19 protein-coding genes are annotated in these 21,394 nt (G+C 41.3%); 10 read left to right on the top strand and 9 right to left on the bottom strand.

All coding sequences use genetic code 11. From position 1 onward, the window contains the following. Positions 1-2: 2 nt before the first annotated feature. From Q0Y52_RS12015 to Q0Y52_RS11990, 6 genes are read right to left on the bottom strand one after another with little or no spacing between them, the layout of a single operon-like run. Positions 3-617, bottom strand: a complete 615-nt coding sequence (locus Q0Y52_RS12015; protein WP_297821858.1) for a CDP-alcohol phosphatidyltransferase family protein — start codon at positions 615-617, stop codon at positions 3-5. Then, on the bottom strand, positions 614-1,297 hold the full coding sequence (locus Q0Y52_RS12010; protein ID WP_297821856.1) for an ATP-binding cassette domain-containing protein: 684 nt from the start codon (positions 1,295-1,297) through the stop codon (positions 614-616). The genes Q0Y52_RS12015 and Q0Y52_RS12010 overlap by 4 nt, the downstream gene beginning before the upstream one ends. Next, positions 1,281-2,897 (bottom strand): ABC transporter permease, encoded by a 1,617-nt coding sequence (locus Q0Y52_RS12005; protein ID WP_297821854.1) that lies wholly within the window; start codon positions 2,895-2,897, stop codon positions 1,281-1,283. The genes Q0Y52_RS12010 and Q0Y52_RS12005 overlap by 17 nt, the downstream gene beginning before the upstream one ends. Continuing rightward, positions 2,873-4,051 (bottom strand): ABC transporter substrate-binding protein, encoded by a 1,179-nt coding sequence (locus tag Q0Y52_RS12000; protein ID WP_297821852.1) that lies wholly within the window; start codon positions 4,049-4,051, stop codon positions 2,873-2,875. Before Q0Y52_RS12000 ends, Q0Y52_RS12005 begins: the two co-directional genes overlap by 25 nt. Next, positions 4,032-4,874: a DUF547 domain-containing protein gene (locus Q0Y52_RS11995; protein ID WP_297821850.1), complete on the bottom strand. Its 843-nt coding sequence runs from the start codon at positions 4,872-4,874 to the stop codon at positions 4,032-4,034. Before Q0Y52_RS11995 ends, Q0Y52_RS12000 begins: the two co-directional genes overlap by 20 nt. Positions 4,875-4,888: 14 nt before the next feature. Continuing rightward, the gene (locus tag Q0Y52_RS11990) at positions 4,889-7,030 is read right to left on the bottom strand and encodes an FAD-dependent oxidoreductase (RefSeq protein WP_297821848.1); all 2,142 of its coding nucleotides are present in this window, start codon (positions 7,028-7,030) and stop codon (positions 4,889-4,891) included. 757 nt (positions 7,031-7,787) lie between these two features. Here Q0Y52_RS11990 and Q0Y52_RS11985 point away from each other — a divergent pair. The 4 genes from Q0Y52_RS11985 to envZ all read left to right on the top strand — a co-directional run bounded on the left by Q0Y52_RS11985 (position 7,788) and on the right by envZ (position 11,110). Next, positions 7,788-8,690, top strand: a complete 903-nt coding sequence (locus Q0Y52_RS11985; protein WP_297821846.1) for a phosphoribulokinase — start codon at positions 7,788-7,790, stop codon at positions 8,688-8,690. Between the two features lie 15 nt (positions 8,691-8,705). Further along, positions 8,706-8,906 carry a hypothetical protein gene (locus Q0Y52_RS11980; RefSeq protein WP_297821844.1) on the top strand — a complete coding sequence of 67 codons (201 nt, stop codon included), beginning with the start codon at positions 8,706-8,708 and terminating at the stop codon, positions 8,904-8,906. Positions 8,907-9,050: 144 nt separating this feature from the next. Further along, a complete protein-coding gene (ompR, locus tag Q0Y52_RS11975) occupies positions 9,051-9,776 on the top strand; it encodes a two-component system response regulator OmpR (RefSeq protein ID WP_297821842.1) in 726 nt (241 codons plus the stop codon). 32 nt (positions 9,777-9,808) lie between these two features. Then, a complete protein-coding gene (gene envZ, locus Q0Y52_RS11970) occupies positions 9,809-11,110 on the top strand; it encodes a two-component system sensor histidine kinase EnvZ (RefSeq protein ID WP_297821840.1) in 1,302 nt (433 codons plus the stop codon). Between the two features lie 426 nt (positions 11,111-11,536). Here the strand turns inward: envZ and Q0Y52_RS11965 are convergent, their stop codons facing one another. Continuing rightward, positions 11,537-12,175 (bottom strand): CatA-like O-acetyltransferase, encoded by a 639-nt coding sequence (locus tag Q0Y52_RS11965; protein ID WP_297821838.1) that lies wholly within the window; start codon positions 12,173-12,175, stop codon positions 11,537-11,539. Between the two features lie 383 nt (positions 12,176-12,558). Between Q0Y52_RS11965 and Q0Y52_RS11960 the strand changes: the two genes are divergently transcribed. Beyond that, positions 12,559-13,527, top strand: a complete 969-nt coding sequence (locus tag Q0Y52_RS11960; protein ID WP_297821836.1) for an MBL fold metallo-hydrolase — start codon at positions 12,559-12,561, stop codon at positions 13,525-13,527. A 147-nt stretch (positions 13,528-13,674) separates the two neighbouring features. Here the strand turns inward: Q0Y52_RS11960 and hslO are convergent, their stop codons facing one another. Both hslO and hslR read right to left on the bottom strand, forming a co-directional pair. After that, entirely contained in the window at positions 13,675-14,565 is an 891-nt protein-coding gene (hslO, locus tag Q0Y52_RS11955; protein WP_297821834.1) for an Hsp33 family molecular chaperone HslO, read from the bottom strand. A 25-nt stretch (positions 14,566-14,590) separates the two neighbouring features. Further along, the gene (gene hslR / locus Q0Y52_RS11950) at positions 14,591-14,989 is read right to left on the bottom strand and encodes a ribosome-associated heat shock protein Hsp15 (RefSeq protein ID WP_297821832.1); all 399 of its coding nucleotides are present in this window, start codon (positions 14,987-14,989) and stop codon (positions 14,591-14,593) included. A 121-nt stretch (positions 14,990-15,110) separates the two neighbouring features. On the opposite strand from hslR, the gene gspC reads away from it, so the two are divergent. From gspC to gspG, 5 genes are all read left to right on the top strand, one after another. Next, a complete protein-coding gene (gspC, locus tag Q0Y52_RS11945; protein WP_297821829.1) occupies positions 15,111-16,058 on the top strand; it encodes a type II secretion system protein GspC in 948 nt (315 codons plus the stop codon). Beyond that, positions 16,055-18,130, top strand: a complete 2,076-nt coding sequence (gene gspD, locus Q0Y52_RS11940) for a type II secretion system secretin GspD (protein WP_297821826.1) — start codon at positions 16,055-16,057, stop codon at positions 18,128-18,130. Before gspC ends, gspD begins: the two co-directional genes overlap by 4 nt. Positions 18,131-18,204: 74 nt before the next feature. Beyond that, positions 18,205-19,695 carry a type II secretion system ATPase GspE gene (gene gspE / locus Q0Y52_RS11935; protein ID WP_297821867.1) on the top strand — a complete coding sequence of 497 codons (1,491 nt, stop codon included), beginning with the start codon at positions 18,205-18,207 and terminating at the stop codon, positions 19,693-19,695. Further along, positions 19,696-20,916, top strand: coding sequence for a type II secretion system inner membrane protein GspF (gspF, locus tag Q0Y52_RS11930; protein WP_297821824.1), 1,221 nt, complete (start codon positions 19,696-19,698; stop codon positions 20,914-20,916). Next, entirely contained in the window at positions 20,916-21,374 is a 459-nt protein-coding gene (gene gspG, locus Q0Y52_RS11925; RefSeq protein ID WP_297821822.1) for a type II secretion system major pseudopilin GspG, read from the top strand. The genes gspF and gspG overlap by 1 nt, the downstream gene beginning before the upstream one ends. Positions 21,375-21,394 lie beyond the last annotated feature (20 nt).

The following is a 21,394-nucleotide window of genomic DNA, read 5'->3' as shown; positions in this document are numbered from 1 at the left end:
TCTCAGCCGAGTCTGTTAAGTGTGCGATAACCAGTTACAATCCTTACTCCAGCGGTTATAAAACAAGCTGCAGTATAGACCAATGCAATAGGTACAAAGTGCTCTGGAAATAAACAAAACAGACACAACACCACTATGGTTTCGAAACCTTCGGCTAAACCGCCCATATAGTGCATGCTTTTATTGGGATATTGCGGGTTATCAATATTGTGTTTGCTGGCCATGATTGAAAAGGCTAAAAAGCAACTGCCGGTTGCGGTAAAAGACAACATTAATAAGCTACCTACTAATGAATTTTGTTCTGGGTGGCTGACAATAAAAGCAAAAATGATGACAGAGTAGAAAATAAAATCTAAGCTGATGTCTAAAAAACCACCTGCATCAGTAGTGTGAGTTTGTCGGGCAACGGCTCCATCTAAACCATCACAAATTCGGTTTATTATTATCAATACCAAGGCCACAGTAAAGTGCTCAGCAATGATCGCGGGAACGGCTAACATACCTAATAAAAACCCAACTATTGTAATTTGATCAGCGCTAATCCCAAATCGAACAAATGGCTTAGCCAACAATACCAGCACAGGCCTTAATAATTTATTAAGTATTGGGTCAATCATGGGTTATTCCTATCCAAGCTTATTTGATGCTGATCTTTTTGAAGAAAAAAATCAGCTAAATTTAATTGTTTGGCGGACTCAGGAATATCGTTTTTATCGTGGGTAACCATAATACTGGGGATATGCTGCTGTGCTAATTGCTGAAATGCCCAGCGGCCTACTTGTTCACGATTAGTTGGATCCAGAGCTGCAAAAGGTTCGTCAAGCAACATTACCTTGGGCTTATTCGCTAAAGCCCTCACCAAACCTACTCTAGAACGCTCACCACCACTGAGGTTTTGTGGGTAACGTTCACCAAGGTGAGCAAGGTTGATTTGCTCAAGCATTCTCATTGCTTCTATACGGCGCTGTTTTTTTGAAGAAAAATGAGTATCTTTAGGCAGAGCAAAACAGATATTGTCTTGCACACTAAGATGGGGGAAAAGATACACATCTTGCATCAGCAGGCCTATATGTCTGCGTTCAATTGCCTGTTGGCTTACATCAATATCGTCAATTAAAATTTTCCCGCTGATATTGACATGCCTAGGTATATTACCCAATAACCAGTGCAATAATGTAGATTTACCTATACCGCTAGGGCCAGTAATCACTAACAACTCACCCTTACCCAACTGAATATCCGGTATCTTAATTTCCCACCCTGTGGCATCTATTTGGCAATCAATGAGCTTTAACATCTACGCTTCCTCGAAATCTTTGCGCTAACAGCGCTGCCATTAAAAATGCCACAAAGGGTAATACCGATTGCAGCAAAATATACAGTGCCATAACATCTTGCTGGCTACCCGTACCAATCGCTACTGCTTCTGTGGTGATAGTGGTCACTCTACCTGCACCTATCATTAAGGTTGGAATATATTGCGCAACACTCACCGAAAACGTAATTGCAAAGGCTGACAAAACAGCCGGTAGCAATAATCGAAAACGCACCTTGTACCAACACTGCCAATAGGAATACCCAAAACTTGCAGCCAACAATTCATATCGAGGTTCAATGCTTTGAAAAGGCCCTTTTAATACCAAGTATGCATACGCAAAGGTAAAAGGCAGGTGTGACAAAATAATCCAAGCACTGTGATAACTGCCCTCTAGCCAGATATGTGAAACCTGCCAACCTAATACCATACTCAATTGTGGCAACAATATTGCGAGCAGCCAATAATAGTCAGGTAAATAGACACCTCTGCGCCGCTGTAACTCTAAAGCCAAAAGCGCACAAGCCACTCCTAACAAACCAGCGACCAATCCAATCAACACAGAGTTCTGTAGTGGTAAGGAGAAAAACAACCACTCATCTTGCCATAATCGTGTATGTAAACTCGCTAATAGGTTGCCATCAGTCTGCCAGTTGGCACCAAATGACCAAAGAGCAAATACCATAACCATTAACAGGGTTAATACACCCGTCATGGGTAACCAAGCGACAAATAGCCGGTTGATTATACCTAAACGGATTGTGCTACCCAGTACCGCCCAATTTTTACAGGCTATAAACAGCAGTTTTTCGTGAGCATATAAAGCAACAATAGATAGCACCAAAAGCCCCAGTAACAATACATTAGCCCAAAATGCTAAAGCCTGATCGCCAATACCAAAACTGGTCTGCCAGCGATACATAGAGACCGCAAATAACTCAGGAATATTAGGTCCAACTAGAAAACTGATATCTACCACCGACAGGGTATAAGCTGTAGCAGCTAACAAAGCTAATCGAGATTGTTTGAGTAGTGGCGGGAAAACTAAAAACCACCAGCAACGATAATCTTGATAACCCAATGCTTTACCCTGTAGCAGCCAATATTTAATCGGTAACTGGCAACCTATCGCACTAAAAATTAATAGAAAAAAGGGTACCTCTTTTATGACTATAGCAATGATCAGGGTTGATAATCCTTTGCGTGGTAACCCTGAGTCGACAAAAAATAAGCTACCATTGCTGAACAAAAATACTAACCCTAAGGCGACAGCAAGGTGCGGTAAAGATAGCAGCGGTGCGAGATATTTTTCAAAGGACTGTAAACGTCGACTTAAGTGATATTGGCTATACACCATAAACGCAATATACAACGATATTAAGGTACTAAATATCGCACTGAATAAGGTCATGAGTACCGAAGTGGATAAACCTTGGTAGGCTAAAAAAGGCCGAATGTCGGCAAAGGTGATCTGCTCTGGTGGCCACAGCCCAACAACAATGCCTAAGCTTGGCAACAAAGAAATCAAAGACACCAGCAACCATCCGCTGGCGAGTCCTATCCGCCGTAACGTTGCTGCCATGCATCCTCAATAATTACATGCCATGAACTGTGAAGTTCGGAATGGGCAGGCATAGTTGCTTTTTCATCGAGCAAAGAAGTAATCACAGAAGGGTCACCCCATACTCCAGAGAATTTTTCTTGTTGCGCTTTTTCACTCAACATAAAGTTAATCACCACTTTTGCTGCGTCGGGGCTAGGTGCCGATTTTGGGATGGCAAGGTTATGACTATTGGTAATGGCACCATCAGCAAAATAACGCCTAACACTCGACTCAGAAATTTGTTGGGTACTTTTTTCTTTTTGCCATTGATTAGGGTTAAAACTCACAGCCATCGAGAGCGTTTTTTGTTGATACAACAACAGTTGTTCAGCTGCCGAACTCGGAAAGGCTTTTCCTTGTTGCCATAAATATGGATGTAGCTGATCTAAGTATTGCCATAGAACCGGTAATAATTCATCTTGAGCTTGCTTTGTAGATGACTTATACAAACGAGGGTCGGCATCGGTTAAGTTGACTAAGAGTTGCTTTAAAAAAGTGGTGCCATGGAATTCAGGTGGCCGAGGATACGTAACTGTTTTAGGCTTTTTTTTCGCAATATCTAATAATGATTTTGCACTAACTTGGGGTGGTTGAAACACCCCATTTTCAGCAATCAGGTTAAATTGACCAATACCCCAAGGCACTTCAAAACCATCCATAGGCTCACCAAAATCAACCGTGATAGGTAAACTATCAACAGCTAGAAAAGTAGCGTTGGGGATAGCAGACCATAAATTTCCCAGCAAAAAACCTTGTTGCTTCAAATACGCAAAGTTTTCTCCGTTGACCCACATCAAATCAATAGCACTGGTTCGGCCATTTTCAGCTTTAAGTCGAGAGACAGGTTCAGAAGGGTCAGTGACTTTTACGTGAATTAGTTTTATTTGATATTGCTGAGCGATTTCTCGGGTGGCCCAACGTAAGTATTCATTTACGGCCTTTGAGCCGCCCCAAGCATAGAAATACACCGACTGACCTACGGATACTTTTAGGGTTTGTTGCCACTGCGCACTATTTGCTTCAACAATAGTTTCTGATTTTAATTCTGCGTGAACCTTAGCAGTTGCAACGAAAAAAAAAACATAACAAATTGCGAAACTGTTGGTCAACGCCTTAGAAAGTCGAAATATCATTTAACCGCCAGTCATAGTCTAAAAAGCTAATTCTATAGTTCCGATTTTGCAACCAAGTCAGTTGCTGAGGATCATCAGCGATATCTGTTTGATAGGCTGTAATAAGATCATTGAGACTATTAAAACCCTGTTGACCCTTCTCAAAATCTTCCCCGTACCATTTGAAAATAGCAGAGAGCTTCACACGATTATCCCTGAGGTTGATAGTGTTGCGTTGATCATCAGATAAAAACTGTCGCATTTGATCATCCAGTTGCTGATCCAATTTGTCAGCAACAAAGGCTTCGTTTCTTAAGGGCGGACAACTTACTGCTGCACACACCAAGGCTGTATGTATCCGCGGGCGCTCAAACCAGATACGGATCATGTTGTGTTCAATATCATCTAAACTGTGCTTATCATCAAGCAAAGTAAAAAACGTTTTTTTCCATGGGCTAGAAAAAAAGCTGCCTAAATCTTTAATTGATTCTACTTTGCCGCTTTGAAACTTTGCATAGTTATGGTGAATCAGCTGTAAAGTAAAACCGTTGTAGGCATTAATCAAAAAGCTAAGTTGCTCATCACCCGTCCATAACTGGTAGTCACTTTGTTTGACTGAGGATAACGCGTTCAAGTATTGGTTTAACTTTTCAGGTTGCTTGTTGAGCAGCGCATAATCTACCCGCGTTTGCTTTTTATTAGGCGACAACCTCACCACATCACTCAACACCTGAGTGAATATTGAGTGTTGGTGGTCAAATGCATGGACGATAGCTGAGTTCATCAACAAAACCGCCGCAAACAAGCAAGATAAAATTTTTCCATTAACAAATTTACCATTCATTTATTTACACTCACTTATGAACGACGCCAAGTATGAAAGCGTTCAACAAATGCCAGTAATTTTTCAGGTGCGTTAGCCTTTTTCCAGTTCCCTGCGGCGTATTTACTGGCTTCTGCCATAGTGGGGTAGATATGAATAGTACCGAGTATTTTATTCATACCGAGGTTGTATTTCATCGCTAAAACAAACTCAGCGATGAGCTCTCCTGCTTGCGCCCCTACTATGGTCGCACCTAATATTTTATCTTTACCAGGAGGCGTCAGAACTTTTACAAATCCACGAGCATGGTCATCTGTTAACGCACGGTCTAATCCGCCGATATCATACTTGGTAACTTCGTAAGCAATGCCCTGTTCTTTTGCAGCTTGCTCGTTTAAACCCACAGTGGCAATTTCTGGGTCGGTAAAGGTTGCCCACGGAATAACCCGATAATCGACTTTGAAGGTTTTAAAGGGCCTAAATAAGGCATTCACCGCTGCATACCAAGCCTGATGAGCTGCTGTATGAGTAAACTGGTATGGACCCGCCACATCACCGGCGGCCAATATGTTTGGATATTTAGTTTGTAACATCTCATTGGTCACCACCACTCGGTTGGTTTCAATGTCCAACTTTTCTAAGCCAAAACCTTTTAGGTTGGCTATTCGCCCGACTGCTATCAATATCTCATCAAACGGCAATTTCTCTTGTTTACCGTCTTTCTCTAAAACAATAAATTTACCTTCAGCAGTTTTTTCGATAGCAGTAGCGGTGGTATTCAAACGCACATCTACACCGTCTTTAATTAATTGATCATACAAATACTGCGCTGCATCTGGGTCTTCTTTGGCGAGCAATTGCGGCAGCATTTCGACTTGCGTTACTTGTGTGCCTAAACGACCGAATGCTTGAGATAACTCACTACCAATCGGCCCACCACCTAACACCACTAAACGTTTAGGCTGCTCTGTTAAGTCCCATAAATTATCCGCGGTAAGGTAATCTATATCTTTTAAACCCGGAATAGGTGGCACAAAGGCACTGGCACCCGTAGCAATAACAATATTTTTAGTGGTTAACGATTGAATACCATCAGCGGTGTGAATATCAACTTGCCAAGGCGATACTATCGTTGCGCTGCCTGTTATTACTTTTACCCCAAGGGACTCATAACGTTCAATAGAGTCGTGAGGCTCTATCGTTTTGATCACGCTATGCACTTGATTCATTACCGCTTTAAAATCGACTTCTGGTGCTTGATAATTCACGCCTGCATTGGCAGACACTTTATGTGTATGCGCTAATTTACTTGCATGTAATAAACTTTTTGAAGGTACACAACCTGTATTTAAACAGTCGCCACCCATTTTGTGCTTTTCTACTAAGGTGACCGATGCTTTAACCGCAGCCGCAATATAAGCGGTCACTAATCCTGCAGAGCCAGCGCCAATAACCACCATATTGCGGTCAAATGTCTTCGGTTTTTTCCAGCCTCTATAAACGCGCTTTTGTTTGATGAAGTTCAACATAAGCTTGGCAATAATGGGGAATATTCCGAGTAAAACAAAGGATAAAATCAAATCTCGAGAGACGATGTCAGATACGGCCTCTATTTCTGCTAATTGCGTACCTGCATTGACATATACCGCAGTCCCTGTAAGCATTCCCACTTGGCTGACAAGATAATAAGTGACCGTTTTAATACTGGTCACGCCCATCACTAAATTAATAACAAAGAATGGGAAAATTGGGACTAATCGCAAACTTAATAAATAGAAAGGACCGTCTTTTTCAACACCTTTATCTATCGCTTTGATGCGCTCTGAAAACGTTGATTTGACCCAATCTCTCAGCAAAAATCGTGACACCAAAAATGCCAGAGTGGCACCTATAGTAGAAGCAAATGAGGCCAACAATAATCCAAAACCTAAACCGAATAAGGCACCCGCACCTAAAGTTAAAATAATGGCGCCGGGCAAACTAAGAGCAGTAGCAGTGACATAAATAACAAAATAAACAATGAATGCCTGCAACCAGTTTGAATGAATGCATTCAGCCAAACCTTGTTGGTGCGCCTTCAAGCTTTCGAGAGTCAGATACTGCCCTATATCAAACATAAAAAAGACGGCGATCAGCATCACTATAACGGCAAGAAGCATCCCTCGTTTAAAATTCATTTTGTTTTATCCCTTAGTTAATAGTATTTACCGCTGGATTTAATACAGTCTTGATACGTCATTGCAGTTGATTATATATTTTATCTCTTAATAGAACAGGATATGACCCCAGCATAGCGAATTTTATTTCGTGATAGTGGCAGTAATAGCTAATAAATAGTGCTTTTTGTGTGAAACAGAGACAGCTTTGACTGCCCTTGTCACATCCACTGATTATGTGCCTGCGCGATTCTACGAACGTCATAAAGAGCATTGTGAATATGCACATGTCAATCTAACCCTATGTGACTAGCCAATTCGCCACTACATAGAACTGCACCGGCAATATTAGCTGCACAGACCATCCCATGAAGATGTAAGTGCATGCCTTAAGTAAGAGTACAGAATTTTATTGGCTGCACTGAGTATTTTGTTGATCATAACTGAGCCTGACATTACATTTTTCTGGACATGCTCATCCAAAGTGACAAACATTTAAACTGAAAGTGAAACAAACTTATAACGATGGTAAAATGATTCTGTAAGAATAGGGCGAACTGGAAAGGCGGCGCATAGGTTATATATTAACCAAAATGAAACCCGGATGATGTTTAGCATTATGGATAATCGTCACACTAAAAAGGCTGTTATAGCAGGCCCACATTGCAATGATCCGATTTAAAAACAGTAAAGCAGTAACTCTTTCAGTCAACTAGTTCTTGACCCGAGTAGCAAGCTTGCTTATAAATGACATCCATTAAGCAGCAAAGTGCGTTGAATGTCAGTTAAACATCCCATAATCGCCATCACTGGTTCGTCTGGTGCAGGCACAACTATGACAACCAATGCTATACGGCATATTTTTCGTAACTTGTCAGTCAATGCAGCGGTAGTAGCTGGAGACAGCTTTCATAGGTTCACACGTCCTGAAATGGAAGTTGCGATCCGCAAGGCGCAAGAACAAGGTCGACACATCAGTTATTTTGGCCCCAAAGCCAACGATTTTGAAATGCTCGAATCTTTGTTTACTGAATATGCACAAACTGGCATGGGCAAACATCGTCAATACCTGCATACTTTTGATGAAGCCGTACCCTTTAATCAAATGCCCGGGACCTTCACCCCATGGCAAGACTTACCTGAAAACACCGACGTACTGTTCTATGAAGGTTTGCATGGCGGGGTAGCCAACGACGAAGTAGACGTGGCCAAACACGTTGACTTGCTAGTCGGCATGGTGCCCATAGTCAACTTGGAGTGGATCCAAAAAATTGTCCGGGACACCACAGACAGAGGTCATTCTCGCGAAGCTGTCATGAGCAGCATAGTGCGTAGCCTTGACGATTATTTTAAATACATCACACCACAATTTTCACGCACCCATGTCAACTTTCAGCGTGTACCCACAGTCGATACATCTAACCCCTTTAGTGCTCGGGAAATACCCAGCCAAGACGAAAGTTTTGTAGTGGTGCGTTTTCGCCACGAAATGAAAAGTGTTGATTACCCCTATTTACTCAAAATGATTGATGGTGCGTTTATGTCGCGTATCAATACCATAGTCGTACCCGGTGGAAAGATGGGTTTGGCCATGGAGCTTATCTTAATGCCACTTTTAGAAGAGTTGATGGATAAGAAACGCCGTGCAGATTTTCAAATGGACTGGGTCAGTGAAAAGTAAACCGGACAATAGCCAATGAATCATGAACCAAAGCTTTCTTTTAAAATTCGGGTTTTGATTGGTATTATTGCTGTTCCATCATTACTTTTGGCCGCTATGATTATTTCAATGCTCATCAACCAAACAGCGGGCGAGATCAGTTTTTTTGAAGTGATTTATTCATTGGTAGGTGTTTTCGCTATGTATGTCGCTTTAACAGGTAAAAAATTCTTTTAAGTTCATTTTCACTATCAATGTTATCGCCTGTGACAAACTTTGTAACAATCCAAATGCTTTGACAGCCATGGCAACCTTTTGAATTAACGGGCTTTCACATGTAATGTATTCAATTAAGCAACATATAGGGATTGGGATTAGGTTATGGGACAGGAAACAACAAAGATTTTAGTAGTCGATGACGATATGCGCTTACGCAGTTTATTGGAACGCTACTTAATTGAACAAGGTTTTCAAGTCAGAACCGCTGCTAATTCTGAACAAATGGATAGATTGTTAGAGCGCGAAAATTTTCATCTTATGGTGCTTGATTTGATGTTACCCGGTGAGGATGGCTTATCTATTTGTCGTCGCTTACGTCAAAAAGAAAACGGGATCCCCATAATAATGCTGACGGCTAAAGGTGATGAAGTGGATCGTATTATTGGCCTAGAAATGGGCGCAGACGATTATCTACCCAAACCCTTTAACCCCAGAGAATTACTTGCCAGAATCAAAGCAGTTCTGCGCCGTAAAACCACCGAAGCACCAGGCGCACCTTCTCTTGAAGAACAGATTATTGAATTTGGTAAGTACTCACTTAATCTTGGCACTAGAGAAATGACTGCCGAAGACCAAGCAATGACCCTCACCAGTGGTGAATTTGCAGTGCTCAAATCTTTAGTTACTCATCCTAGAGAGCCCCTGTCCCGTGACAAACTGATGAACCTAGCACGAGGTCGAGACTATAGTGCGCTGGAGCGCAGTATTGATGTACAGGTTTCCCGCTTGCGTCGCATGCTTGAAGAAGATCCTGCAAATCCACGTTACATTCAAACTGTTTGGGGCCTTGGTTATGTGTTTGTTCCAGATGGTGACAGCGCGGCTTAACATCCGTGCTTAACGTCCGTGCTTAATACTAAGTGAAGTTCCTACCCAAAAGTGCCTTTGGCCAAACCGTTTTGTTGATTAGCATCTTACTGTTTATCAACCAAATAGTATCTCTGGTCTCTGTGACCTTTTATTTTGTTAGCCCTAATGTGCAACAAATCAATAATTTGCTTGCGACACAAATCAAACTAGCCTTTGTTGAAGACATCAGCAGCCAAAACCCAGAACTCGACCCGCGTTTTTTAAAAGCGGCTGGTATGCAGGTATACACCCAGTCACAAGCCATTAAAAATGGTTTAGAGCAAGCCACCCCCTATCAATTTTGGTCAAGGCAAATATCAGATAGTTTAGGTGGCGAAGCGCAAGTTAGGATCACCCATGGTGAACCTTATTTATATTGGATCAATCCACCACAAAATCCCGACATTTGGATCACTATTCCCATGGTGGGGTTGGGACAAGGAGACGGTTCACCTCATTTAGTTTACTTATTGATGATTGGCATCTTAAGTGTGGGTGGTAGTTTAATTTTTGTACGGCGATTAAACCGTCCTTTAAAAGCCCTTCAAGATGCAGCCTTGTTAGTAGGGCGAGGACAAGTGCCTAAACCACTAAAAGAAGAAGGCTCAAGTGAATTAATAGCCGTCACCCATGCCTTTAATCAAATGTCCAAAGGCATTAAACAACTCGAAGATGACAGAGCATTATTGACCGCTGGCATATCTCACGATCTACGCACACCTCTTACTCGTATCAGATTAGCATCAGAAATGTTACCTGAATCACAAGACTGGGTGAAAGAAGGCATCGTCCACGATATTGAAGATATGAACGAAATCATTGATCAATTTATCGATTATGTACGCCAAGACCAACAAGAGTGTATGCAAGCAAGTAATTTAAATGACCTGATAAAGGACGCCACACAAGTCAGGAATATAGAAGAAAACCATAGAATTACGTTAGATCTTGAGCCACTACCCACAACATTAATTAGGCGAGTGGCATTAAAAAGAGTGTTAGATAACTTAATCGAAAACGCCTTTCGTTATGGCAGTAACAATATCAAAATTACTTCTCGGCATAATAAAAAAGAAAAGCAGCTATGCTTTGCCATACGCGACTTTGGCCCAGGTATCCCAGAAGAGCAAATCCAAAGCCTATTTGAACCTTTCACTCAAGGCGACAAAGCACGTGGAAGCTTAGGTTCGGGGCTAGGTTTAGCTATCATCAAGCGCATAGTTGAAATGCACTCTGGAAAAGTAACATTGCAAAATCATGCCCAAGGGGGATTAATTGCTACCGTGTTTATTGGTTACCAGGTGATGAATTAGCCAGACTTAAGGACATCAGTTTATTGGCTATGCTGTTGAGCATGGCCGCCAAGATATAAGCTTGATCGCTTTTGGTGAAAAATTCACCACAGCAGATATTGACAATATCACCGCATTCATCTGACTGCCGAGCCAGTGACTTTGAAACTGAAACTGAAACTGAAAAAATGGTGTTAACCGCCTACCTTCAATTGACCAATATGTACTTAACCCTGAAAATAATGAACTTGTTGAACCTGATTTTACTGTAGCTGATGGCGAGTATGTGTAATTAGAAGGTTTATTTAAGGCCATACAACAGAAAAAGAAAATAGTTTTACTGAACATCTGCTAATCGAGATTTATCGGTTGTCATGTTTACTGAGCAGAAATAATAACGAAAAACTTTTGGTTCTAATACACCTCAAAACACTTTGAATAAGCATTTTATTCGAGTTCAAAGAAATGATTGAAATTCAGTTGCAGCTTTTCGAAATATTGGCCTACATGTAAGCCATCAATCAGTGCATGATGGACTTCAACCGATACAGGCATCGCTATTTCGTTATAACTTTTTTTGTATTTACCCATCACTATTCTGGGCACCGAGTCATGTTTACTTTGTTTCAGGGCATGAGAAAAACTTGTGAAATGTAACCAAGGCAAAACAGAACAGAATATATTATTGGATTTTGTATTGGATGACTCTAAGGATATATGACCATTTTTTAGTTTAGTGAGCTGTTGATCAGCCTGTTGATAAAATAAATCAAAGTGACTACAGGCCCCAAACTCACAAAAACTGAAGCTTTCGTCACTGTTTAACACAGTGCAGCTTATTTCTAATTCATCATACACATCGACTTCATTTTTGTTTATGCGAAACCTAAATGGTTCTATTTGATTGGCCGTGTAACCAAGAAGAAACAAAGCACAGATGAAAAAAGAAAGCTGATTTTCTTTACAATAATTAAGTGTTTTAGAGACATCAACTGTTGCACACACATTGAAGAAAGGCTGTTCGAACCTAGAATAAAATTCGAAGTGTTCCTTTCTATACCAAGTATTAATATCAATTTTCTTCATGTTGCTCAATAGTGTGACAGTATTTAAATATCTTAACCTGTTTGTGTGTTTTCTTCACAGAACAGAGTTAATAAGGCCATATAGACTTGCCGAGTTGTTGAAAAATTTCACAGATACCCATTGTAATAGTTAATATGTGTTATGTTTTCAATTTAATATTGAACATAATTTATCCATTAAGTAAAAAATCAAACAGCATTCGAAATAAAAAAGTGTAATAAAGACAGCAACGAGTTTTTAGCTATGTCATACCCGAACACATGATTCAATGGCGCAATAATCGTCAAGAAATATATAGCTGCGAAGTGGATAGCAAGCTTATGTGGAATGGCGAAAGAGAAAAGATATTGCAATGTTTACTCATAGACATCAGAGGATATTTCATGAAATTTTACAGACTTCTTTTATTCACCTCGACTTTAATGACAGCAGGCTGCGCAGATCTTTCCTCTGTGGATCAACAGGCTTCTTTATCCTGTGACGTCGAATTTGTTATTCTAGGCATAGGGCAGGACGGAGGAGCTCCCCAAATTGGGAACCCAGATGATCCAGCTTGGGTAAACCCTTCTCTAAAATTATGGGCGGCATCAGGGGCATTAGTCGATCATCGTTATTCTAACCGTTATCTTTTTGAGGCCACTCCTGACTTACGAGAACAAATGAATCTGCTTGATAGTATGAGTGACGGCGGCAATGCGCCGCTCGGATTATCTGCTGTATTTTTAACACACGCACATATTGGTCATTATGCTGGTTTGATGTTCGCAGGACATGAATCTATTGGTACCCAAGGACTTAACGTTTTTCCATTACCACGTATGCAAAATTATTTGGAAAACAATGGCCCGTGGGATCAACTAGTAAACTATAAAAACATTGACCTGATCTCAATGATGCCCAAAAAACCTGTCGTGTTTAATGATGATTTATCGGTAACTGCTTACTTGGTGCCTCATCGCGACGAATATTCTGAAACAGCTGGCTATGTTGTTAAAGGCCCGTCAAAAAGTGTACTGTTTTTGCCCGACATTGACGATTGGAATCGCTGGGAAACCGAATTTAATACCCGTATTGAGGATATGATATCTCAAGTTGACGTGGCATACCTTGATGCTACGTTCTTCGATAACAATGAATTGCCAGGGCGAGATATGTCAAAGATCCCTCATCCTCGCGTAGCAGATTCAATGACTCGATTCAAAAACTTGCCTTTGACTGAACAAAAAAAGGTTCGATTTTTTCATATCAATCATAGTAATAAAATTAGATATTCTTCAAGCGAACAATACAGTTCGGTTCAACAAAAAGGTTTCAAAATCGCGAAGCGCGGTGAACGTGTTTGTCTAGATTAATCAAATAAAATGAGGTTTAGCCAAGAAACTAGGCATCGGATTTCACTCTGATACTTTACTATCCTTTAAAGTATCAGTCGCTTTTCTTTACATCTCAGAGCCAATCCAAGCCCAAACTAAACGTTATCATCAAATGTTAATATGCAACTAGCCCTGTCCAACGGGAAGATTAAAAGTGCCTGCATGAATACTTTCCACATCAATAGCATCGAAGCTATATTCTGTGTGGCAGTATTGGCAGTTCATTTTTATATCACCGTCTTTGGCTACTATATCAAGTAACTCTTCTTTACCTACTGCAGCCAAAGCTGCGGCACTTCGCTCTTTGCTGCAACTGCACTTAAACACCACTTTAGTGGCGGGGTATAGTTCAATATCTTCACCATGGTATAAACGGTGCAAAATATCTTCAGCCGGCAAGTTAAACAGCTCTTGGTCTTTTATAGTATCGGTAATAGCACTAAGGTGTTCAAAGTCTGTATCCGCTTTCTGGGTAGATTCACTGCTAAGGGGCAAAACTTGTAAAAACATGCCACAAGCTTTTGCGGGTTGTTCACTAAGCTGAGTGCGCAATATGACTTTAGTTGCCAATTGCTCTGATTGCTCAAAATAACCTTCAATACATTCTGCTAAAGTAGGTTTATCCAGCGCCACCATGCCTTGATAACGCTCACCTTGTTCAGGAGTAATTGTGATCACCAACACACCTTTTTGTACCAACTGACCAAATTCAGTTGGCAAAGTTTGCAACGCTTCATCCCACCTAGCGACACCTCTTAACTGCTGATTGTGAGTGCCATTAATAACGGCATAACTGAGTGGCCCTTCGCCTTGGATTTGGATGGCAATATCACCTTCAAACTTCAATGTGGCGGTCAACAAACTAGCAGCAGCCATCAGTTCACCCAGAAGTTGTTGGATAACAGGTGGATAGGGGTAAGAGTCTAAAATGGCCTGAAAACTTTTTTCTAAACGCACCATTTCTCCTCTTACATTGCCTTGATTGAATAAATATCGATGAAGTTGGTCAAAAGCCATGTTGTTTACCTTATTACCTTAAGTATTACTGTTGTTTAAATTGAATAATTTGGCGGCGTTGTTTTTTGTCTGGCCGGTTGTCAGGTTTTGGGCTGTGAAAGGCGCTCAATCTTCTTGCTTCTGCATTACTTGCGCGTAACGTTTCGCTGGTTGGGGTTTCTTTATACATTAATTGCGCAAGTGGTGCGCCTAGGCGCTGTTCTTTCATCTGCAGTACCACAACATCTTTTAGGTCGGATCCTTGGGGTATCTTTATACTAGCCCCCAATTCTACTATTTTTCCAGGTTTACTGCGTTGTCCGTTGTACTGCACCTTACCAGATTGCACCGCATCTCTGGCTATAGAGCGAGTTTTATAAAAACGCGCAGCCCAAAGCCACTTGTCTAAACGCACACTTTGACCTTCTTTAAGATTATTTTGCACCGGCAAGGCCCTTTTAGTTTTGCTTTGTAGTTTTTTTGTAACGAAGGTGGATTAAAGTTGTTCCTTTTGTTCCTAGTGGTTATCATCAACACGTTAATATTATTTATCCCACCAAGAGGCAATGACTGTCGTTAATTATACCGCTAATCAATTATGGCTCCAACTAGTCAAAAACCAACAAAAAATTAATTTTTTGGCCGTTGCACTATTGGCAATTTTTCTACTTTCTTATGCAGCAGAATTAACTTGGCGTGTGTGGCCTCAACCTGCTGATAATGGCAGGTTAAAAACCATATCGAGTGGTCAACCCGTTATCCTAAAAAATTCTAATAACAGATTAAACTTGGCTGATATCAAGCGGCTTAACCTGTTTGGTGATTATAATGCCGAACCAATCGAAGAAAAGGAAGTGACAGATGCACCAGTGACTCGACTTAATTTAACTTTAACCGGTGTAGTTTCCAGCTCTGTTAAAGATCAAGGCGCTGCAATAATAAAAAATCGTAACCAACAACAAACCTATGGTATTGGTGAAAAAATTGAAGGCACTAATGCTTCATTAAAGGAAGTGTATGCCGACAGAGTCATTATAAAAAATGGCTCTAGCAGTGAAACTCTGATGTTAGATGGTGTGGATTATAATAAAATTTCCAACCAATCGATTAATCAACCTATTCAAGCGCCAGTGACAATTTCGCAACCCAATACTCGAGACCTAGGGCGCCGAACATTGTCTGACGATGCCATTCAAGCTAGTAAAGAATTACAGGACCAACCAGCCAGCTTTATTGACTACATTGCTGTATCGCCACATCGACCTAATGGTGAACTTTTGGGATACCGCGTTAGCCCCGGTAAAAAGCCTGCTTTATTTAAAGCTGCCGGGTTAAAATCAGGTGATGTCATTACTGACATAAATGGCTTAGATTTAACTGATATGCAACAAGCCTTAGAAGCAATGAATATGCTCAAAGAACTACAATCTTTGCAAATTTCTGTACAACGCGAAGATGAACTTATTACTATTTACCTTGATCTGCCCCAAGGGGAAGAGGAACCAGAAATATGATGTGTACCTTACGCAATCGCTTGCTTGTTAGCAGTCGCCCTAGACTATTTAAAGGATTACTCCTAATTGTTGGCAGTGCGTTATTTGCTGTTTCGAGCCTAGTGGCCGCAGCGGACTATTCTCCAAATTTTAAAAACACTGAAATCAGTGAATTTATTAATATTGTGGGTAAAAACCTCAAGAAAACCATTATTGTTGATCCTAATGTGCGGGGGAAAATAACCGTGCGCAGTTATGACTTGCTTAATGAAAATCAATATTACCAGTTTTTCTTAAACGTGCTGCAAGTTTACGGTTATTCAGCGGTCACAATGTCCAGTGGTGTGATCAAAGTTATACGCTCCAAAGATGCAAAATCCTCGAATATACCGGTAGTGGAAGGCAGTCCTTTTGATGGTGATGAAATGATCACCCGAGTTATGCCTGTATATAACGTACCTGTTCGAGAACTTGCACCACTATTGCGCCAACTGAACGATACAGCTGGCGGCGGTAATGTGGTCAGTCACGATGCATCCAACGTGATGATGCTCACTGGCCGTGCTGCCGTGGTTAATCGCTTAGTGGAAATAATTGAACGTGTCGACAAAGCAGGCGACGAAGAAGTCGAAATCATCAAATTAAAATATGCGTCTGCCACCGATTTGGTGCGTATTATCGATAGTGTTAATAAATCTCAAGGCAAGTCGAACTCAGGCGGTAAATCTGATCCAAGAGTCGTAGCCGATGATAGAACTAATAGTATTATTGTCAGTGGTGACGTCAAAGCCCGTAAACGTTTAATTAATTTAGTTGAGCGAATGGACTCTGAATTAGAAACCAGTGGTAATACCCGTGTCATCTTTTTGAATTACGCTAAATCGGAAGATTTAGTCAAAGTGTTACAGGGTGTCAGTGCCAGTATCCAAGCTGAAGAGAAAAGCTCAACTAAGGGCCGCCAAAGCACTAATCGCGATGTTAGTATTGATTCTCATAAAGACTCAAACGCACTAGTGATAACGGCTGAGCCAGATATGATGCGTTCACTGGAAGACGTAATACGTCAACTAGATGTGCGCCGCGCGCAAGTACTAGTGGAGGCTATTATTGTCGAAGTATTTGAAGGTGACGGCACTACGTTAGGCGTGCAATGGGCTAATGAAAAAGGTGGTGGCACACAATTTAATAATGGAGTGGTGGGCATAGGTTCTCTCGCTGTTGGCGTTAATCAAGCACAAGACAAAATACTTGTAGATTCCATTACCACAACCTCTAACGGTGATACGGTAGTTGTACCTACAGAAAAATCTCAACTCGGAGACTTATCCGGTTTAGCCTCTTTACTTGGCGGCGTAAATGGCTTGTTACTCGGAGGCGTAAAAGATGGATGGGGCGCGGTTCTTCAAGCAGTGAGTACTGATACTAATTCGAACCTTCTGGCTACTCCCCACCTTACCACTATGGATAACGAAGAAGCATTTTTTATAGTCGGTCAAGAAGTGCCTATTATTACAGGTTCGACAACAGGCTCAAATAACGCCAACCCATTTCAGTCTGTCGACCGTCAAGAAGTGGGTATCAAGTTAAAAGTGACCCCACAAATTAACGAAGGTGACGCGGTACAACTGTTAATTGAGCAAGAAGTGTCTAGCGTCAGCGGTGCAACGTCAGTTGACGTTATTATTAATAAGCGTGAGATTAAAACCTCTGTCATAGTAGATGATGGCGGTACAATAGTACTGGGGGGATTAATCGATGATGCGGTACAAGAAAGTGTCTCTAAAGTCCCATTATTAGGAGATATCCCCATCCTTGGCAACTTGTTTAAATCGACGTCTACTAGTGTAAGCAAACGTAATTTGATGGTATTTATTCGCCCAACCATTATACGTGATGGCGTCACCATGAATGAAATTAGTCATAAAAAATACCAGTATATTCGTGCTGAGCAATTGAAACGCCAATCACAAGGTATTCCATTGATGCCAAATACTGAAGGCCCGACCTTACCAGAGTGGAATGACAAACTCAGTTTACCGCCGTCATTTGAAGATTATATTATGAACAAAGACAAAGAAAAGGGTAACAACTAGTTATGCCGGCCGGCCACTTAAGCGCTACTGATGCCGAGGAGCAGGCATTGCTAGAGTCAGGCACTGATCTCGATATGCCTGTTGACGAGCCTGAGCACAAACAATTGGCGTTTAGTTTTGCCAAGCGTCATCAAGTATTGCTTGATACAGGTGAAAAGCCTGCAATTTTGTATCATACCCAAGATACTGAATTTCAGGTATTTGCCGAAGTTAGACGCTTTTTAGGTGCTGAATTTCGTCTTAAAGAAATTGAACTTGATAAGTTTGAGTCTCTCTTAACCAATGCTTTCCAACGTGATTCATCCGCGGCCAAACAATTAATGGAAGACATTGGCAATGAAAGTGATTTGTTTAGTCTCGCTGAAGATTTACCCAACACCGAAGATTTATTAGAAAGCGAAGATGACGCCCCCATTATCAAACTCATCAACGCCATGCTAGGTGAAGCGATCAAGGAAGGTGCGTCAGATATTCATATTGAAACCTTCGAAACCCAGCTTTTAGTGCGGTTTAGAGTAGATGGGGTATTACGAGAAATTTTACGTCCAAATCGTAAAATGGCCTCGATGTTGGTATCCCGTATCAAAGTGATGTCGAAAATGGACATTGCCGAAAAACGTGTTCCACAGGATGGTCGTATCACCTTGCGTATTGCAGGTAGAGCCGTTGATGTGCGTGTATCGACTATGCCATCTAGTCATGGCGAACGTGTAGTATTACGTTTACTCGATAAAAACAACGTGCGCCTAAACCTGCAAGATTTAGGTATGACTCAAACCAACCGTGATTTCTTTTCTAACTTAGTACGTAAACCCCACGGCATTATTTTGGTCACAGGTCCTACTGGGTCAGGTAAATCCACCACTTTGTATGCAGGGTTAAGTGAAATTAATTCTAAAGACCGTAATATCCTAACGGTTGAAGATCCCATAGAGTTTGATTTACAAGGCATTGGCCAAACCCAAGTAAATGCAAAAGTGGATATGACTTTTGCTCGCGGATTAAGAGCCATATTGCGTCAAGATCCCGATGTTGTAATGGTCGGAGAAATTCGCGACTTGGAAACCGCACAAATCAGTGTACAGGCCAGTTTGACCGGTCACTTAGTGATGTCGACTTTACATACCAACACCGCTGCTGGGGCGATCACGCGTTTAGAAGATATGGGTATTGAGCCCTTCTTATTATCCTCTAGTTTGCTGGCCGTTTTATCCCAACGCTTGGTGCGTACTCTATGCCCCGATTGTAAAACCCCACATAGTCCTAGCGAACAAGAGTGTGATATTTTAGGCATAAAACTTACAGATGCCTCTAATCATGCCATTCATTCACCTAAAGGCTGCGCAGCGTGTAATCAAACAGGCTATCGTGGCAGAACAGGCATTCATGAGTTGTTAGTAGTAGACGAAGGGATACGAGAACTGATCCATAATGGCCATGGTGAACAAGCGATTGAAAAATATATTCGCCAAAACACACCCAGTATTCGTGATGATGGTTGTGGCAAAGTATTGTTAGGTTTTACCTCACTTGAAGAAGTGCTGCGAGTCACAAGGGAAGATTAAATGGCTGCTTATGCATATCAAGCCATGGATAAAAGTGGCAAAACCAAAAATGGGGTTTTAGAAGGGGATAACCCAAGACAAATACGTCAACAATTGCGTGAAAAAGGGTTAATACCCATGCAAGTTGATCAAGTGGCTGAAAAAGAACGCAAGTCACAAGCAGGGTTCAGCTTATTTAAAAACACTATATCTGCAGCTGATTTATCTCTACTTACCCGCCAACTATCCACCTTAGTGGAGGCGTCTTTACCTATTGAAGAGGCCTTGTTAGCCGTTGCCGAGCAATGTGAAAAACCCCGTCAAAAAAATATGATGATGGCTGTGCGCAGTAAAGTCGTTGAAGGCCATACGTTAGCTGATGCTATGGCAGAATTTCCCCACGTATTTGATGATTTATTTCGAGCGATGGTTGCCGCAGGTGAAAAATCAGGACATCTCGATACCGTACTTAATCGTTTGGCCGATTACACCGAAAAACGTCAACAAACAAAAAGCCAAATTACGCAGGCTATGGTGTATCCAAGCATCATGATGTTTTTTGCCTTTGCTATCGTTTTATTGCTGTTAACGGTAGTGGTTCCGAAAATTGTTGGACAGTTTCAAAATATGGGTCAAGACTTGCCTTCCATTACGCAAATACTGATTGATGTAAGTGAATTTTTACAAGCTTATGGCTTAGCACTGGGCATAGTGTTGGTGATTTTAATAGTGATCGTCAATAGAGTGTTACAGCAACCCGTCATGAAAAAGCGCTATCACAAATTTATTCTGGGTTTACCCTTTATTGGCAAATTATCAAAAGGCTTAAATACCGCAAGGTTTGCTCGTACATTAAGTATTTTGACTTCAAGTGCGGTGCCACTATTAGAAAGTATGCGCATTGCTAGTGAGGTACTTGAGAACTTACAGATAAGGGCTGCGGTCAACACGGCTGCAGGTTTTGTAAAAGAAGGCTCGAGCTTGCGAGCATCGCTAGAACAAACCAAAATGTTTCCACCTATGATGATGCATATGATCGCATCAGGTGAACGAAGTGGTGAATTACAACAAATGCTGGGACGTGCAGCAGATAATCAAGACAGACAATTTGAATCTTTGGTAGGTGTATCACTCAAAGTATTCGAGCCTATTTTAATTGTGACTATGGCAACAGTAGTCCTGTTTATTGTACTGGCGATCCTACAACCTATTATGGCATTAAACTCTATGGTGAATATCTAATGAAACAACTTGACTCTTTAAACAAGAACAAACGAAAGAACAAAGGCTTCACCCTAATTGAAGTCATGGTGGTATTGCTGATTATCGGTATTATGGCGGGCATGATTGCACCGCAAATATTGGGCAACCAAGAAGAAGCGCAAATTAAAACCGCTGCCATTGATATCCAAAGTTTAGAAAATGCGTTAACCCAATATAAATTAAGCAACAATGTGTTCCCCACATCAGAGCAGGGTTTAGAAGCCTTAGTCAGCGAACCAACTGTCGACCCAATCCCTCGTAACTACCGAGCAAATGGCTATATCACGCGCCTACCTAATGATCCTTGGAACAACCCGTACCAATTGCTTAGCCCAGGTGAACTAGGCCAGATTGACATATTTTCTAACGGCCCAGACGGCGAGCCCGGCACCGAAGATGATATTGGTAACTGGAATCTAAACGACTACTTGAATTAATTAAATTGACTACCAGCTAA

Source organism: uncultured Paraglaciecola sp., from assembly GCF_943787955.1.
Taxonomy (GTDB): Bacteria; Pseudomonadota; Gammaproteobacteria; order Enterobacterales; family Alteromonadaceae; genus Paraglaciecola.
The sequence above is the reverse complement of the archived record's forward strand: the minus strand, read 5'-3'. Positions and strand labels throughout refer to the sequence as shown.